The organism is Stenotrophomonas sp. As-7 (assembly GCF_030291015.1).
Classification (GTDB): Bacteria; Pseudomonadota; Gammaproteobacteria; order Xanthomonadales; family Xanthomonadaceae; genus Stenotrophomonas; species Stenotrophomonas lactitubi.
The window spans coordinates 2617478-2634939 of record NZ_CP127405.1 but is presented as its reverse complement, the minus strand read 5'-3'; the positions used below and the strand labels follow the sequence as shown (position 1 = coordinate 2634939).

Here is a 17462-nt window from a genome sequence, read left to right as displayed (position 1 = left end):
TGTCGAGGGGTGGGCGAGTGGGCCCATCCACGCATGGCGTGGATCTACTGCGTGAATCGGGTTCATCCACGCATGGCTTGGATTTACCAAGAGCCCGGGTAGATCCACGCCATGCGTGGATGATCTGCCGGTCAACAAAAAAACCGTGGGCAGATCCGGCCCCGCCTTGTCTCTAGTGGTATAGCCAGAGCGAAACCGCGTTTCTTCTCAAGCCAACCGAGCCGCGTGCACCCGATGTGCGCACGGTACCGCCACCTTGAGGAGTCACCGTTCATGCCGTTCCCGGCATCCGCCCGTCATCGCCGCGCCACCGTCCTCGCCCTGGCCATCGCCACGGCACTGGTTCCCTTCGCATGGGCGCCGACCGCCCACGCCCAGGCCGCTACCGCCTCCGTGCGCGCATATGTCATTCCCGAACAACCCTTGGCCGACGCAGTGCGCAGTTTCGGCCGCCAGTCGCAGGTGCAGGTGGTGTTCCGCAGCGATCTGGTGGAAGGGCGGCGCTCGCGTGCAGTGCAGGGCCAGTACAGCCCCACCGAGGCGCTGGACCAGTTGCTGCAGGGCAGTGGCCTGCGCGCGCAGCAGGAGCCGGGCGGCACCTGGACCCTGCAGGCCGCCGCCGCTGACGGCGGGGTGGTGGTCACCGACACGCTGAAAGTAGGCGGGCGCCTGCAGGCCGACGGCGGCGAAACACGTGATCGTTGGGGATACGACGACGTGTTCGCGCTCGACCTGAGCACGGCCTATTCCGGTCGCGACCGCGTGGAGCGCTATCGCGGCGCCAACCCGGCCGATGTGGTCAAGGACCTGGTCGGCGTGTTCAGCGGCGACGCCCGCAACAGCGGCGCGCTGGACCTCAACATCCGCGGCATCCAGGGGCCGGGGCGGGTGCCGGTCAGCATCGACGGTGGCGAGCAGGCGCTGACCGTATGGCGGGGCTACAACGGCGTCAGCAACCGCAACTACATCGATCCCAACCTGATTGGTGGCATCCAGGTCATCAAGGGGCCAGCGTTGGTGCGTGATGTACACAGCGGTATCGGCGGAGCGATGGTCATCAAGACCCTCGACGTCGACGACATCGTGCCGGCCGGCGAGCGCTTCGGCGGGGAGCTGAAGATCGAAGGCAGCAGCAATGCGGTGTCACCGCGCCTGCCACGGCTGCACACCGGCGAGGACTACCGCACGGTGGAGGGTTTCCCGCAGCAGTCGCCGAACTCGCCCTATGCTGACCGCACCCTGGTGGTGCCGGTGAAATCGCGCAGCGGTGACAACCCGTTCGATGGCGATGACCAGGCCTGGCGGCTGGCGCTGGGCTGGCGCGGTGAGCGGGTGGACGTGATGGCGGCCTACGCGTGGCGCAAGCGCGGCAACTATTTCTCGGGCAGCAAGGGCAGTGCCTACTACGATCAGGACCCGCGCGAGCAGTACGAATACCAGGGCATCGATTACATCACCACGCTGGCGCGCTACTTCAAGCCGGGTGATGAAGTCCCCAACACGTCCAGCGAACAGGAGTCGTGGCTGCTGAAGGCCACCTGGCAGATCAGCGATGACCAGCAGCTCAAGGCCACCTGGCGGCACACGCTTTCGCACTACGGCGAGATCATGCCTTCGCGCATCCTGTCCGCGCCGGATTACGGGCGCATCCAGTGGCCGCTCAGCCGGGTCGATTCCGATGCCTGGAACCTGGAGTACCGCTGGCAGCCGGCCGGCAGCCGTTGGCTCGACCTGCGCGCCAACCTGTGGCGGACCGAAACCAACAGCGATACCTACACCGCCGGTGGTTTCCCCAACTTCGCCTCGGGCAACCCCGATTGGGACCCCAGCCGCAGCCCGATCCTGCGCAACACCGCACTGGCCAATGCCCGCAACGACCGTACCGGGTTGACCCTGAGCAACCGCTTCGGCCTGCATTCCACGCTTGACCTGACCGTGGGGGGCAACTGGCAGTATGAAAAACTGGGGTCGGGAGACCCGTACTTCGGCGTCAGTGATGGCTGGCGCATGTACCCGCGCGCGGGCCGTCGCCAGGAAGGCGAGGGCTACCTCACGCTGGAGTGGCGGCCGGTCGATTTCCTCACCCTCAATGCCGGCGTGCGCTACAGCCGCTACTGGGCCTTTGATGACTTCCTCGGCGAGCATCCCGAACTGTTGACCCGCGGGGTGGGCGGCAAGCAGGCAAGCTACCGGGTCAATGAGCTGCCGGAGCGCCCAGCCAGCGTGCAGGCGCAGGTGGATTCGCTCGAAGCCGAGCGCGCCTTCTGGGAGAGCATCGGCATGGGCTGGTTCGTCGACGATGCGATCCGTGGCCTGCTGCAGAGTTACCAGACGCCACAGCCGGTGGAGCACACCATCGCCTGGCTGCCCGATGCCGACGGCAACTACTCCCGTGCCACCAATCCGTGCCTCAATGGCGAAGTGGCCGCCATCCCCGGCGCGCTGCCGCTGTTCCCCGGCAGCGACCAGGTCTGCAGCATCCGCAACACAGTGCAGTCGCGGCCGGTGGATGGACGCAATACCCGCCGTCGCGACCATGCCTGGCTGCCCACCTTCTCGGCAACGGTGAACCTGTCGCCGGCCGCGCGCATCTACCTGCGCTACAGCGAGGCGGTGCGCTTCCCGAGCATGTTCGAGAGCACCATTGCCTTCTCCAGCAGCCTCAATCCGCTGTACGCGCTCAAGCCCGAGCATGCCTACAACTACGAGCTGGGCTATGTACACAATCTGTCCGCGCTGTTCGGTGGCATCGCCGATGCCGACGTCAAGTTGGCCTACTACGTGCACAAGACGCGCGATGTGATCGAGCGCGACGCCTACTTCCTGTTCGACAACATCGACAAGCAGACCATCCGTGGCATCGAACTGCAGGCGCGCTTCGACAATCGACGCTTTTTCAGCGACCTGGGTATCGCGCGCACGCTGGAAAACGAGGTGTGCGACGAGAGCAGCGCGGTGCTGCTCGACGCCAACCGCGGGCTGGTGCCGAACTGCGTACAGGACGGTTTCGTGGGCGGCTACCTGCTGACCCAGGCGATTCCCAAGCTGTCGGTGAATCTGTCACTGGGCACGCGCCTGTTCGATGAGCGGCTGGAACTGGGCAGCCGCATCGTGCACTACCGGCGTCACAACAACCCCGACCTGCAGGTCTACCGCGATCGTCTGCTGGCAGGTGGCAGCAGCCTGCTCTGGCAGAACGTGCCGTTCACCTGGGGAAACATCACCACCGTGGATGCCTATGCGCGCTGGCGCTTCAACGACCACGCCAGCGTTGAACTGGTCGGCAGCAATCTCGGCAACCGCTATTACGTCGACCCGGCCACGCGCTCCACGCTGCCGGCGCCGGGTCGCACCGTCAAGCTTGCGCTCACTGCGCGCTTCTGAGTTCCACCGTTGCAAGCGTTGTACCTGTAGTTCCCTCAATCCAAGGAGTTTTTCCATGAAAATGATCTCCCGTTCCCTGCTTACCGTCGCCGCCAGCCTGGCCCTGGCCGGTGCCGCCCACGCTGCCGATATCGTCGGTGCGGCCAGCGCCGTCACCGATCCGCAGTTGAACATCAACGTCGGCGAATCGCAGGTCAATGGTGGCCCGCACTCGGCAGGCAAGGCCGGTATTGGCGTCGGCACCGTCTCGGGTGGCACGCGTGTGGACTTCCAGGGCTTGAGCGCCTACTCGGCACCCACGGTCATCAACGGCACCACCGTGCGCACCCTCGCCATGCCGATCACCGGTACCCCGGGCAGCCACGCCGGCATGGGCCACTTCAACTTCGTCAAGGTCGGTAGCGGCGATGTCTGGTTCGGCGAATGGTCCAAGGATGGCGCGGCTGGCGGCTTCAACAACCGCCAGGTCTACTTCGCCGGTGACCGCGCGGGCACCACGCTGCCGGCAGGCGTGGCCACCTACGCCGTCGCAGGCCTCAACAAGTTCAACGGCAGCAACCTGCTCAGCGGCACCTTCCGCGCCGACTTCGGCACCGGCCGCCTCAACGGCGCGCTGGCCGGCTCGGGCCTGACCGTGGCCGTGGCTGCATCGATCAACAGCGCCAACGCGTCGTTCGCCGGTTCGGCTACGGCCAACGGTACGGTTGCCGGCACCAGCCAGGGCCAGTTCTTCGGCGCCAACGCCGCTACCCTGGCCGGCATCGCCACCTTCGCCGGCAACAGCCAGTACGACACCGCCTTCGGCGGCAGCAAGAACTGATCGCCACGCCCCTGACGGGGCAGGGCAGGGACAAGCCGCGATCCGCCAGTCCCTGCTTCGGCCCGCGATAGTGCTTCAACCGGATCGAACATGCGCCACCTTCTCTTTCTTGTCGTCCTGCTGCTGGCATGGCCGCTCAATGATGCCCGCGCCCAGCAGGATGACCTGCGCCGCGTGCTCGAACAGGGCAGCGAGCTGCGTCATCAGCAGCAGGACCAGCAACGCCTGCGCCAGGCCGAGCACGAGCGACCGACCATCACCCTCGACGGCCAGCAGTACCGCGTGGAGCGCACTGTCGACGACCTCGGCCAGGCGCTCTATCTCTCGCTGCAGCATCAGCAATGGCAGGCCGTGGCCGCCTTCCTGGCCGAGTACATCGAACTGCCCGGCCACGATCCGCTGCTGCGCCACTACGCGCAGGGCGCGCTGGCGCGGGTGGCTGGACAGCACGGCAATGCCGCCGCCGAATACGAGGCCGTGCTCGCCGCGCAGCCGGACTTCCTGCCGGCGCGGCTGGAACTGGCACGTGTCTACGCCGAAGACCAGCGCGACCGCGATGCCATCGCCCTGTTCGAGGCGATCGCAGCCGGTATCGATGGCGACGATCCGGCAACAGCGGGCGTGCGTACGCGGGTGGACGGCTACCTGCAGGCCCTGCAGGCGCGCCAACGCTGGAAGGGTGGGATCGCCGCTGGCCCGGCCTGGAGCGACAACATCAACCGCAGTTCGGCCAGCCGTACCTGCCTGTTCGGTGACGGCACCACCTGTTTCATCGAACGCCGGTTGCCCGATGCACAGGCAGCATTCGGCCTGGACTACGACGCCAGCCTGGAACGGCGCCTGCCGTTGGCCGGCCACCATGGGCTGTACCTGCGCGGGCTGGCGTTCGGCCAGGCGTGGCGCGGGCACAGCGACTACAACGAGCTCAATGCCAGCGTGCAGGCCGGTTACAGCTGGCGCAGCGCACGGCATACCGTGCTGCTGGCGCCCAGCTACGATTACCAGGGGTTGGGCAACCATGCGCTGCAGGGCGGTGCCGGCGTGCATGGCGAATGGCAGTTCGCCGCAGATGCGCGCAGCCTGCTGAAGCTGGAAGCCGACTGGAAACGCCAGCGCTATCGACAGCCGGGGTTGGCCAGCAACTACGACGGTGAACTGGCGGCGATCTATGCCACCTGGTTCCGTGCGCTCAACCCACGCTGGACAGTATTTGCCGGGGTCGACCTGAGTGACAGCAGCGCCGCTGATCCCGCCAATGGCTACCGGCAACGCGGCCTGCGCCTGGGCGCAGCACGCCAGTGGAGCGGCACCACGGCTACCGTGTTCGTGTCGCTGCGTGAGCGTGACTACGATGCGTGGAGCCCGTTGCTGGAAGCGCGTCGGCAGGACAGCGAGCAGAACCTGATCGCCATCGTGCGCAGCGAGCGCCTGGCCATAGCCGGGCTGGTGCCCAGCCTGAGCCTGCGTTACGCACGCATCGACAGCAACGTAGACTGGCTGTACAGCCACGACCGCAGCCTGCTGAGCCTGAAATGGGAACGGGCGTTCTGAGCCGTCGGCCCGGTCCGGAGAGCGGGAGGGTCCATTTATCCCCAATTTGGCCAAATTGGGTATAGTGGCCTCATATCCTTCCGCTGGAGCCGTGCCATGACCCTCCCGCTCGACCTGCCCGGCCTCGACAAGGCCCCGGCATCCTCGGTCAAGACCCGTGGCTGGCCCAGCCTGATGCGTACCGTGCGCGAGAAGCAGGCGCTGGTCATCACCAACCACAACCACCCCGAAGCGGTGATCGTGGACATCAAGACCTACCAGGAGCTGCTGGCCAGGGCCAGCGGCAGCGATAGCGACGAGCGCAGCGACGTGCTCTCGCGCCTGCGTACCGAGTTCGACCAGGCGCTGGCCGGGCTGCAGCAGGGTGAGGGGCTGGGCAAGGTGATGGGCAAGCCGATCCGCCGCGGCCACAAGGTCGCGCTCGGCCGTCCGCTCTGACTCATGGGGCGGATCCTGGCGTTGGCCGGCGTCAACGGCGCCGGCAAGAGTTCGCTGCTCGGTACCTGGCTGGAGGCCGACGGCCTGGGCTGGTACAACCCGGACAGCTTCACCCGACGGCTGGTGGAGGCTGGCTGGCCGTTGGCCGAAGCCAACGCTGAAGCGTGGCAGGAAGGCGCACGACGGCTGCGCCAGGCGATCGCCGACGGCAGCGATTTTGCCTTTGAAACCACCTTGGGCGGCAACACCATTCCGCGCCTGTTGCGCGAGGCCTGCAGCCAGCACGACGTGGCGATCTGGTTCTGCGGGTTGGCCACCGTCGAACTGCATGTGGCCCGCGTGGCCGCCCGCGTTGCTGGCGGTGGCCACGACATCCCGCAGGACAAGATCCGCGCACGCTTCGATTCCGCGCGCGAGAACCTGTTGGCATTGATGCCGCATCTGGCCGAACTGCACGTGTACGACAACAGCGCGCCGGCCGATCGCTACGGACGTGTTGCCCCCTTGCCGGTGCTGGCGCTGGATCGCCAGGGCCTGCAGTATCCGGTGTCGGTGGTGGAACTGCTGCACACCCCGGACTGGGCCAAGCCTATCGTCATGCGCGCGATGGAACTGCATGCCGACAGCACGCCGCTCGCCGGCCCGCCTGTGCGATGATCCGACTCCGCAGATTCAGTGATCGAGGAACAGGGATGTACGAGCGGAAGCACTGGCAGGCCATCGGCCTGCGCGCGCTGGTGGCGGCCATGGCATTGACGGTGGCGGCACCGCTGCTTGCCCAGGATGCAACGCCGGCCGACGCCAAGGATGAAGCGAAGAGCGAGCCGATGAGCTACGACAAGGCACGTCGTACCGCCGAGGCCTCCCTGCGCCTGCATCCGGGTACCGACAGCCAGTATGACTACCGTCCGCTGTGGGCCGGCAATGCCGACCTCGATGGCGATGGCCGCCCGGAGATCATTTATCTCTACACCGCGACCCAGACCGGCAGCGCGATGCAGCTCAACGAACTGGTGGTGATGACCCCGCTGGCCGAAGGCGATGCGCGGGGCCAGACCGCATCACCGGGCAAATCCGCCTATGACGACGAAACCTACGCGTTGATCCGCGCGTCCGGCTACGCCGATGATGCCAGTGCGCACATTCCCGGCGAGATGGAAGCGATCACGATGGACGGTGACCGTATCCGCGTCACCTTCAACAGCACCCGCACTTCGAAGCTGTGCGTGCGTGGCAAGGTGGCCTGCCCGCCGGAAGGGCAGCATGCCTGGGTGTACCGCTGGACCCCGGGCAAGCTGACCCGCGCCGAGTAATCGCGTTACCGGCAGCGCCGGGCAATGCCCGGCGCTGCCTCAGCCACTCAGGCAGGGGTCACCTGTTCCGGCTCGGCCACGTCCGGCAATGGCGGCAGGGTGCGATCCACTGTCACCGGGGCATCGCTCTTCAACAGCGCCGCCGCCTCCTTGTTGCAGCCCACGGCCGGCGGCGAACCGCGCAGCGGCAGGCCGGCTGTTTCCTTCACGAAGATCATCGTGATCAGGCCGATCACCGCCGCGCCCATCAGGTAGTAGGCCGGCACCAGCGGATCGCCGGTGCGCTCCACCAGCCAGGCGGTCACCAGCGGCGTGGTGCCACCGAACAGCGACACCGACACGTTGAACGCAATGGACAGCGCGCTGTAGCGCACCGGCGTATAGAACAGTGCCGGCAGCGTGGAGGGCATCGAACTGGTGAAGCACACCAGCGCCAGGCCCAGCAGCATCAGGCCAAGGAAGATCAGCCAGTCGTTGCCGCTGCCCACCAGCAGCAGGCTCGGCACCGCCAGCACCAGCAGCGCGATGCAGGCGCCGATGATCATCGGGCGCCGGCCCAGCTTGTCGCTGAAAAGGCCACCGACGATGTTCAACGGCATCATCACCAGCATCACGATGATGATCAGCAGCAGGCCCTTGCTCTCGGCATAACCCATGGTCACGCTCAGGTAGCTGGGCATGTAGGTCAGCAGCATGTAGTCGGTCACGTTGAACACCAGCACCAGGCCCATGCACACGATCAACTGGCGGCCATGCACACGCAGCAGTTCACCCAGGCCCGGACGTTCGTGGTCACGCTTCTCCGCCTCCTCTGCGTAGGCACGGAACGCCGGCGTTTCCTCCAGCCGCATGCGCATGTACAGGCCCAGCAGGCCGAGTGGGCCGGCCACCAGGAACGGAATGCGCCAGCCCCAGTCCAGCATCTGCGCGCTGCTCAGCAGCATGTGCAGTGCGGTGACCGTACCGGCGCCAGCGATGTAGCCGCCCAGCGTGCCGAACTCCAGCCAGCTGCCCATCAGGCCGCGGTTGCGGTCGGTGGAGTACTCGGCAATGAAGGTTGCCGCGCCGCCATACTCGCCACCGGTGGAAAAGCCCTGCACCACGCGCGCGAGCAGCAGCAGTACCGGTGCCCAGATGCCGATGCGTTCGTAAGAGGGAATCAGGCCGATGGCGAAGGTGCCCAGTGCCATCATGATCATGGTGAAGGCCAGTACCTTCTGGCGCCCGTAGCGGTCGCCCAGGGGCCCGAAGACCATGCCGCCCAGCGGGCGTACCAGGAAGGCCACGGTGAACGTGGCGAACGCAGCGATCACCTGCGCTGTGGGGTTGCTGGAGGGGAAGAACACCTGGCCAATGGTGACGGCAAGATAGCCATAGACACCGAAGTCGAACCATTCCATCGCATTGCCCAGTGCAGCGGCGCCCACGGCGCGCTTGAGCATGGGCTTGTCGACAACGGTGATCTCGTCGACCTTCAGATGGCGGCGGCGTTTGAACCAGCCGAAATGGGCATGGGCATCGGAGTTGTCCTGCATGGGGACTCCCTTGGAAGAATGGAAATGGAGTGGAATGGGCGGTACGGATGTCCCGAAAGTCGGAAACGGCGATGCTGGCGCAGCAGGCGCAGGGGCATCGAATGGAAGGCCCGGAACGGGGCGAAAGGTGTGTGCGATCAAACGCCGCGCACGCGACAAGCATTGCCCGCTGCCAGAACGCGGGACAATCGGATGGGTCCGACTACGTGTCAGACCGCGTCAGTGCACGTGGGGTGGTGGCAGGCGCAGGGGACAGGCGGGGCAGGGCCCGCAGGCGTCATCCGCCGGGATCCAGCGCGAGGCGATGGAAAGGCGAGGGGGAAGCAATGATGGAAAGCGAAGCGCCGGTCGGCAGTGCTTCCCGCATGCCAGCAACAGGTGCTGACGCGCAGTGGGTCGTGTCGATCATGCGTTCATGATAACGGTTACAGTGTGAGCGTGCCGAGAATCGCGCTGTCACGAACGCAGCGTTCCATGTTGCCTGTTCATGCAGATGACCCACGCACATCGAATGAACATGTTGTGCTCACCTCGCTCACGCCACGCCTTTTACGGTGGTCATGAACCAACGCAAGGAGTAACGCATGACCCGTCGCATTCCCGAAGGCACCCTGGTTATCGTCGCCGATGGTGGCTCGGCCCGCGTGTTCACCAACGTCGGCAGCGAGCAGAAGCTCACCTTGAAGCAGGAAGGCGAGCTGCGGCTGCAGGACATCAGCGAGCAGGGTGTGTCCGGACAGGGGCCGTCCGGCGCGGTGCCCAAGGACATGTCGATCTCGCAGCTCAACGAAGCGACCTTCGCCAAGCAGGTGGCCGAGCAGCTCAACGAAGATGCACTCAACAACCGCTACGCGCATCTGGTGCTGATCGCCGATCCCACCACGCTTGGCCGCATCCGTCCGTTGCTGCATAAAGAGACGCAGGCGCGGTTGCTGGTCGATATCGCCAAGGATCTGACCAACGCGCCGCTGGAAGACATCCAGCGCACGCTGCAGGCGTAACGGCATGCCCTTCATGCGTGATCATGTTGCCGCCGAGCCGGCCCGCGCGGAGGTGGATGCGCAGGCTGGTTGGCTGCTGCTGGAATTCGGCACCCCGTGGTGCGGCCATTGCCAGGCCGCGCAACCTGCGCTGCAGGCCTTCGTGGATGCGCATGATCTGCCGCACTGGAAGATCGAAGACGGCAAGGGCAAACCGCTGGGCCGCTCATTCCAGGTGAAGCTATGGCCGACGGTGATCCTGTTGCATGACGGCAAGGAAGTGGCGCGCGTGGTGCGGCCGGTGGCTGCGGCAGATCTCGGCACACTGCAGAGCGCGCTGCCGGATTGAGCGGCTCCTGTAGAGTCGAGCCCATGCTCGGCGTGCTCCGTCACCAACCGTAGTGCTCGATCACACCAGAGTCGAGCATGGGCTCGGCTCTACATGCTTCAATGCAGCGTCACCCGCACATGCTGCTCGCGCAGTTCATGCAGCAACCGCCGGCCATGCTGGCTCAGCGCCATCATCGCAACACTGATCTTCTGCACGCTGTAACCCGGACGTAGATGCGCCTGCGGGTCGGCCGGCTCGTTCTCGCCGATCATCATCGCCATGCCCTCGGCGGTGTTCAGGGCGTGCTCGATGCGGAAGAACAGGGATTCCATTTCCGGGGTCAGGATGGGCGGTTCATGCGACATGCGATGGCTCCTTGAGGGGACGTGGCCACCGCAAGGGTGGCGGGCGGTGCGGGGTTGGAACTTCGGCTGAGCTTTGGGAAAAGCCGGAGGGCCATGCGGCCGCCGCGCACCGCCCGCCGTAGTCACGGCAAGCAGCTCCCAAGGCTCATTTCGGGGTTCCACACCCGGCAGCGTGCGTTCGCGCTGCGCGGACATCCTGCACACGCAATGGCGGTCTGTTCCAATAGGGATTGCATCTCGAAGTCTCCATTTACGGGCTGATTTTTTTCAGGAGTGCGCATTTCGACAACCGCTGGCGCGTTCGCATCGAAATGGGCCTGCCACCCTTGCCAGCATCCATTCAATCCCAGCGCCGATCCATTCAATTGGTTGCAGAGGCACAGGTTGAAGGCGGCATCCGCACTGCAGCATGCGACACCGCCACCCCGGTGCTAGGATCTGACCACCATCTGAATCGATCCAAATGCCGATGCCCACGCTGGACCGTCGTCTCCTGATCGCTGTCGCCGCTACGGCGATGTTTGCCTCCGGCCTGGCTGTGGCCGCCCCGGCCAAGACTGCCGCCGACAAGGCCTATGCCTCGGTCGATCCGTTCATCGGTACCGGCGGTGAGGGGCACACCTACCCCGGTGCGACAGTGCCGTTCGGCATGGTCCAGCTCAGTCCGGATACTCGCATCCAGCCGCGAGAGAAGGCTTATGGCTGGGCGGCGGGATATCGCTATGACGACAGCAGCATGGTCGGCTTCTCGCACACGCATTTTTCCGGCACCGGCCATTCAGACCTGGGCGACATCCTGCTGATGCCGTTCACCGGCAACCCGGGCCTGGAGCGCGGCGACCCCGAGAAGCCCAGGAGTGGTTACGCCTCGCGCTTCCGCCATAACGACGAGAAGGCCGAGCCGGGCTACTACGCGGTCACCCTGGACGACTACAAGGTGCGCGCCGAGCTGACCACCAGCGCGCGCGTGGGCGTGCATCGCTATGCGTTCCCCAAGGGCACCGAGGCCAAGGTGCTGCTGGACATGCGCACCAGCATGTATGACTACCCGGGCAAGATCCTGTGGTCACGGGTACGCGTGCGCGACGATGGCACCGTCACCGGCTTCCGCGAGACCCGCGGCTGGGCCGCCGGCCGCCAGCTGTACTTCGCGATGCGCTTCTCGCGGCCCCTGGCCAGCCACGAACTGCACAACTCCGAACAGGACATCGTCTACAAGGGCTTTGCGCCCCCGGGCGAGAAGGACCCGAAGCAGCGCGCGCAGATCGAGGGGCGGCAGCTGGTGGGCACCTTCGACTTCGGCAAGCTGGAGGCGCCGCTGGTGGTGAAGGTGGCGATCTCGCCGGTCAGCGAGGCGGGCGCCATCGCCAACCTGGATGCCGAAGTGGCCGACTTCGATTTCGACCGCGTGCGTGCGCAGGCAAAGCAGGAGTGGACGCAGGCATTGTCGGTGCTGGATATCGACGCGCCGGAGCATGCACTTCGCAGCGCCTACACCGCGCTGTACCACACGCTGCTGGGGCCGACGCTGTTCATGGATGCCGACGGCCAGTACCGCGGCGCCGACAATGCCGTGCACCAGGCCAAGGGCTATACGAATTATTCGACGTTCTCGCTGTGGGATACCTATCGGGCGCTGCACCCGTTGCTGACCCTGGTGCAGCCGGAAAAGCGCAACAGCGATTTCGTCAATTCCATGCTGGCCCATCACGAGCACAGCCCTTACGGCATGTTGCCGGTGTGGTCGTTCCATGGCCTGGAAGACTGGTGCATGATCGGCTACCACGCGGTGCCGGTGATCGCCGATGCCTACGTGAAGGGTATCCGTGGTTTCGACGCGGACAAGGCGCTGAAGGCGATGGTGGAGACCGCCAACTACGGTCCTTACGATGGCATCGCGCAGTATCGTGAGCTGGGCTACGTGCCGATCGACGAAGAAGGCGAAGCGGCCAGCAAGACGCTGGAGTACGCCTTCGATGACTGGACCATCGCGCGCATGGCACAGGCGATGGGCAAGGCCGATGTGGCGGCAACCTTCGACAAGCGTGCCGGCAACTGGCGCAATGCCTTCGACAAGGACACCGGCTTCATGCGTGCGCGCAAGCGCGATGGCAACTTCCGCACCCCGTTCGACCCCAGCGCCAGCGGCTACGGCACCGACTACACCGAGGGCAATGCCTGGCAGTACTCGTGGTACGTGCCGCAGGACGTGGCTGGTCTGGCCGCCGCACATGGTGGCAGCGACAAGCTGCTGGCGCGCCTGGATGAAGTGTTCAACGCCAAGGTCGATCCGGCCATCTTCGAACACATGGAAGACATCACCGGCCTGATCGGCTGGTATGCGCATGGCAACGAACCCAGCCACCACGTGGCCTACCTGTACTCGCATGCCGGCCAGCCGTGGCGCACGCAGGCACGCCTGAAGCAGATCATGGACACCCAGTACGCCGACCGCCCCGATGGCCTGGCCGGCAACGATGACGTGGGCCAGATGTCGGCGTGGTATGTGTTCACCGCGCTGGGCTTCTACCCGGTGGCGCCGGGCTCGGGCGAGTACATCCTCGGCCGGCCGTTCCTGCCGAAGACCGCAATGCGGTTGCCGAACGGAAAGACCTTCACCATCGTGGCCGAAGGCCTGGACGACAAGCACACCTATGTCGGCAGCGTGACCCTCAACGGCAAGCCGTTGCAGCGCACCTTCCTGCGCCACGATGAGATCCTGGCTGGTGGCGAGCTGCATTTCACCATGCAGGCCGAACCGAACAAGGACTGGCCGGGGCAGGGCGCGCAGGCGCCGTATTCGATGAGTCCGTGACGCAGCGCCCACCAAGGTGGGCGACTACCGATGTGGCGTGATCTGGTAGATGCCAACCTTGGTTGGCATGCGATCTACACCATCCCACCATTGGCGCGCAGCACCTGGCCGTTGATCCAGCCACCATCGGCACCGGCCAGGAACGCCACCGCACCGGCGATGTCTTCCGGCGTACCCAGCCGCTCCAATGGGTTCATCTTCGCCAGCCGCTCGATCAGCTCCGGCGACTTCCCGTCCAGGAACAGATCGGTGGCGGTCGGCCCGGGCGCCACCGCGTTCACGGTGATGCCACGCCCGCGCAGTTCCTTGCTGAGGATCGCCCCCATCGTTTCCACCGCGGCCTTGCTGGCGGCATACACGCTGTAGTTTTCCAGCTTGATGCCCACCACGCTGGTGCTCAGGGTAACGATGCGGCCACCATCGCGCACGCGTCGCGCGGCCTCGCGCAGCACATTGAATGCGCCCTTGAGGTTGATGCCGATCACGCGGTCGAACAATGCATCATCGCTGTCGGCCAGTGCGGCCAACTGCAGCACGCCGGCACTGTTGACCACCACGTCGATGCCACCGAAGCGCGCCTCGATCGCGTCGAACAAGGCATGCACGGCGTGCGGGTCGGCCACATCGGCCTGCAGGGCCATGGCGTGGCCGCCATGGGCGGTCAGTTCGGCAGCCAGTGCCTCGGCCTCATCGCGGCGGCCGGCATAGTTGATTGCCACGGCGTGGCCGTCGGCGGCCAGGCGGCGCGAGATGGCAGCGCCGATGCCACGGGAGCCGCCGGTGACCAGGGCGACAGAGCGGGAAGCGGGGGAGGTCATGGCACATTCCAGGAAGTCACGCCGGGATGGCGCAGGGCCATCTTCGTCTCTCCGCCGTCGCGGATAATCATGGATAATCCGGAAACATCATCCGGTCAGCCGAACAATGGATCGATTCACTGCCCTGCGTGCCTTCGTCCGGATCGTCGAGCGCCGCAGCTTCAGCCGTGCCGCCGAAGACCTGGGGCTGCCGCGGGCCACGGTGACAGACGCGATCAAGGCATTGGAGCTGCGCCTGGGCGTGCGCCTGCTGCACCGGACCACGCGCGTGGTGGTGCCGACGCTGGAAGGCGAAGCCTTCTATGGCCGCTGCCTGCGCCTGATCGCGGACATGGATGATGCTGAAGCCGCGTTCCGTGACGTGCCACCGCGCGGGCCACTGCGCATCGAAGTGCACGGTACGCTGGGCCGTCACCTGCTGTTCCCGCACCTGCCGGATTTCCTGCAGCGTTACCCGGACATCGAACTGGAGGTCAGCGAGGGCGACCGCTATGTCGACCTGCTGCGCGAGGGCGTGGATGCGGCCATCCGCGTGGGCACCCTGGCCGACAGCGATCTGGCCGCGCGGCGCCTGGCGTTGCTGCGCGAGGTCACGGTGGCATCGCCTGCCTACGTGCAGGCGTACGGGCAGCCTGAGAACATCGCGTCGCTGGCAGCGGGACACCAGATGGTCGGCTACCGTTCCAGCGCCACCGGCCAGCTGATTCCGCTGGAGTTCCAGCAGGGCGGCCAGGTGCGCCATGTGCCGTTGCCGGCACGCGTGCGGGTGTCCGGTGCCGACGCCTTCCTCGGTGCCGCGCTGGCCGGGTTGGGCATCATCCAGGCGCCGCGTTACCGGATGGACCCGTACATCGCGCGCGGGCAGCTGCTGGAGCTGCTGCCCGAGATGCCGCCCACGCCGAGCCCGGTCAGCCTGGTCTATCCGCGCAACCGCACGCCATCGCCACGGCTGCGGGTGTTCATCGACTGGGTGGCGGGTGTGTTCGAGGCGATCTAGGCTGAGGGTGTTGCTGGCCGCGAGGGCAGCAGCAGTTCGAACGTCGTACCCGTTGCGCCGGATGTCACGGTGGCTGAACCGCCATGCGCCTGCACGATGGCGCGGGTGATCGCCAGGCCCAGGCCTGCGCCATCACTGCGCGTGTGTCCGCGCTCGCCGCGATGGAAGCGATCGAACAGCCGCGGCAGGATGTCGGCGCTGATCGCCGTGCCGCTGTTGTGTACGGTGATCCGGCATTGCCCGGCGGCCTCTTCCAGCGTTACCACCACCGGCGTACCCGCAGTGGCGTGCTGCAGCGCGTTGGACAGCAGGTTGGCGATTGCCCGGTGCAGCATCAACCGATTGCCCTGCACGCTGGCGCGACCTTCGCGGCGCAGCTGCAGCTGCCGATCCTCGGCCAGCAGGCTGTAGAACTCCAGCAGGGAGTCCACCACATCTTCCAGCGCCACGTGCTCGCGCGAGGGCAGGGCACCCGGTGCCTCGGCCTGCGCCAGATAGAGCAGGTCGCTGACCGTCTGGGCCAGCCGCTGCAGTTCTTCAGCACAGGAGGCCAGGGTTTCGCGGTAAGCGTCGTTGCTGCGTGGGTGCGCCAGTACCACCTGCACCTGGGTCAACATGTTGGTGATCGGCGTACGCAGTTCGTGGGCCAGATCACCGGAGAATTCGGTGAGGCGGGCGAAATCCTGCTGCAGGCGGGCCAGCATGCCGTTGAGTGTCTGCGCCAGCTGCTCCAGTTCTGCTGGCGCGGCATCGGCAGAAAGACGCCGTTGCAGACGTCCTGCGGTGATCTGCCGGGCCTCGTCGGACAGCGCCCGCAGGGGGCGCAGCGTGCGCCGCACCACATAGCCCCCCAGCAGGCTGCTGGCCAATGCAGCAGTCACGATGGCGATTGCCAGCAGGTGGCGGAAGCGCTGCAGGAACGCCGCGTGGCGTGCGTCGTCGATGGCCAGCAGGGTGGTCAACGTGCTGCCGTCTGCCAGCGGCTGGCGCAGATGCAGCACGTGCAGGCAGCTGCCATCGGCCAAGGTCCAGTCGTGGCGACGTACCGCCAGATCGGCCGGCTGCGTCCGTGCATGCTTGCGAAGCAGGGGCGATGCCGTGGAAAACAGCGGCGTGCCGTGTTCGTCGATGATGTGGAATTCGATATCGGGATGATGGCCGAGCGCCTCGGCCAAACGCTGCGCACGTTGCCCGGCAGCGCCGCCTGCAGCCAGGTCGGCGATCAACGCGACCTTGTTTTCTAGCTCGGTAAAGTCCTGCGCGACCAGGTCGTGGCGTGCACTGAGGTAGATCGCCACGCCCAGTGCAGCGAGCACCACGGTGGCCACCGTGGCGAACAGCACGGTCAGCCGGGTGGCGATGGAAAGGCGCGGTCTCATGCGTTGCGCGCCGTGGCGTCCTCGGGTGCCTCCAGCACGTAGCCCATGCCGCGCACCGTCACGATCAGCTTGTCGACGAAGTCGTCGTCGATCTTCGCGCGCAGGCGGCGGATCGCCACGTCGATGACGTTGGTATCACTGTCGAAATTCATGTCCCAGACCTGCGAGGCGATCAACGAACGTGGCAGCACTTCGCCACGACGACGTGCAAGCAGCTCCAGCAGGGTGTATTCCTTCGGACTGAGCGTGATGCGCTGGCCGTTGCGTTCCACCCGCCGGCGCAGAGTGTCGACCACCAGGTCGGCGACCACGATCCGCTCGGCCAGCGGCGTTGCCTGGCCACGCCGCAGCAGGGTGCGCACACGGGCCAGCAGCTCGGCGAAGGCGAACGGCTTGGCCAGGTAGTCATCGGCCCCCAGCTCCAGCCCCTGGACCCGATCGGCGATGCTGCTGCGCGCGGACAGGAACAGTACCGGCACCTGGTCGCCGCCGGCACGCAACCGCGAAAGCACGTTCCAGCCGTCCAGCCTGGGCAGCATCACGTCAAGGATGACCAGGTGGTACTCACCGCTCTGGGCCAGATGCAGTCCATCCAGGCCGTCGCAGGCCAGATCCACCACGTAGCCGGCTTCAACGAGGCCTTGGCGCAGGTAGCTGCCGGTTTTCGGCTCATCTTCAACGATCAGCAGCTTCATGATTCACCTGGAGAGATGCAGGCGCAGGCTAGCAGAGCGCT

The 17462-nt window shown here is 66.0% G+C and carries 15 protein-coding genes; 10 read left to right on the top strand and 5 right to left on the bottom strand.

The window, feature by feature from the left end; translation table 11 throughout:
* Positions 1–273 precede the first annotated feature (273 nt).
* From QP457_RS12095 to QP457_RS12070, 6 genes are all read left to right on the top strand, one after another.
* Complete coding sequence (locus tag QP457_RS12095) at positions 274–3384, top strand: TonB-dependent receptor (RefSeq protein WP_205404284.1); 3111 nt, start codon at positions 274–276, stop codon at positions 3382–3384.
* 55 nt (positions 3385–3439) lie between these two features.
* Positions 3440–4204, top strand: coding sequence for a Slam-dependent surface lipoprotein (locus QP457_RS12090; RefSeq protein WP_205404283.1), 765 nt, complete (start codon positions 3440–3442; stop codon positions 4202–4204).
* Between the two features lie 90 nt (positions 4205–4294).
* Positions 4295–5755, top strand: a complete 1461-nt coding sequence (locus QP457_RS12085; RefSeq protein WP_205404282.1) for a porin family protein — start codon at positions 4295–4297, stop codon at positions 5753–5755.
* Between the two features lie 96 nt (positions 5756–5851).
* Entirely contained in the window at positions 5852–6193 is a 342-nt protein-coding gene (locus QP457_RS12080) for a type II toxin-antitoxin system prevent-host-death family antitoxin (protein ID WP_205404281.1), read from the top strand.
* A gap of 3 nt (positions 6194–6196) precedes the next feature.
* Entirely contained in the window at positions 6197–6850 is a 654-nt protein-coding gene (locus QP457_RS12075) for a hypothetical protein (RefSeq protein ID WP_100552649.1), read from the top strand.
* A 35-nt stretch (positions 6851–6885) separates the two neighbouring features.
* A complete protein-coding gene (locus QP457_RS12070; RefSeq protein ID WP_205404280.1) occupies positions 6886–7506 on the top strand; it encodes a hypothetical protein in 621 nt (206 codons plus the stop codon).
* 47 nt (positions 7507–7553) lie between these two features.
* Here QP457_RS12070 and proP read toward each other — a convergent pair whose 3' ends face one another.
* The gene (gene proP / locus QP457_RS12065; RefSeq protein WP_191077972.1) at positions 7554–9041 is read right to left on the bottom strand and encodes a glycine betaine/L-proline transporter ProP; all 1488 of its coding nucleotides are present in this window, start codon (positions 9039–9041) and stop codon (positions 7554–7556) included.
* Between the two features lie 584 nt (positions 9042–9625).
* Here proP and QP457_RS12060 point away from each other — a divergent pair.
* The gene (locus QP457_RS12060; RefSeq protein WP_089235798.1) at positions 9626–10042 is read left to right on the top strand and encodes a host attachment family protein; all 417 of its coding nucleotides are present in this window, start codon (positions 9626–9628) and stop codon (positions 10040–10042) included.
* Between the two features lie 4 nt (positions 10043–10046).
* Positions 10047–10370: a thioredoxin family protein gene (locus QP457_RS12055; RefSeq protein ID WP_205404279.1), complete on the top strand. Its 324-nt coding sequence runs from the start codon at positions 10047–10049 to the stop codon at positions 10368–10370.
* A 98-nt stretch (positions 10371–10468) separates the two neighbouring features.
* On the opposite strand, the gene QP457_RS12050 is transcribed toward QP457_RS12055, so the two are convergent.
* Positions 10469–10717: a hypothetical protein gene (locus QP457_RS12050; RefSeq protein WP_089235796.1), complete on the bottom strand. Its 249-nt coding sequence runs from the start codon at positions 10715–10717 to the stop codon at positions 10469–10471.
* A gap of 463 nt (positions 10718–11180) precedes the next feature.
* Between QP457_RS12050 and QP457_RS12045 the strand changes: the two genes are divergently transcribed.
* Complete coding sequence (locus QP457_RS12045) at positions 11181–13532, top strand: GH92 family glycosyl hydrolase (RefSeq protein WP_205404278.1); 2352 nt, start codon at positions 11181–11183, stop codon at positions 13530–13532.
* 74 nt (positions 13533–13606) lie between these two features.
* On the opposite strand, the gene QP457_RS12040 is transcribed toward QP457_RS12045, so the two are convergent.
* Complete coding sequence (locus tag QP457_RS12040) at positions 13607–14350, bottom strand: SDR family oxidoreductase (protein ID WP_205404277.1); 744 nt, start codon at positions 14348–14350, stop codon at positions 13607–13609.
* 106 nt (positions 14351–14456) lie between these two features.
* Between QP457_RS12040 and QP457_RS12035 the strand changes: the two genes are divergently transcribed.
* Positions 14457–15347, top strand: coding sequence for a LysR family transcriptional regulator (locus QP457_RS12035; protein WP_205404276.1), 891 nt, complete (start codon positions 14457–14459; stop codon positions 15345–15347).
* Here QP457_RS12035 and QP457_RS12030 read toward each other — a convergent pair.
* A complete protein-coding gene (locus tag QP457_RS12030; RefSeq protein WP_205404275.1) occupies positions 15344–16726 on the bottom strand; it encodes a heavy metal sensor histidine kinase in 1383 nt (460 codons plus the stop codon). The genes QP457_RS12035 and QP457_RS12030 overlap by 4 nt on opposite strands.
* The gene (locus QP457_RS12025; protein WP_205404274.1) at positions 16723–17421 is read right to left on the bottom strand and encodes a heavy metal response regulator transcription factor; all 699 of its coding nucleotides are present in this window, start codon (positions 17419–17421) and stop codon (positions 16723–16725) included. Before QP457_RS12025 ends, QP457_RS12030 begins: the two co-directional genes overlap by 4 nt.
* Positions 17422–17462: the final 41 nt, after the last annotated feature.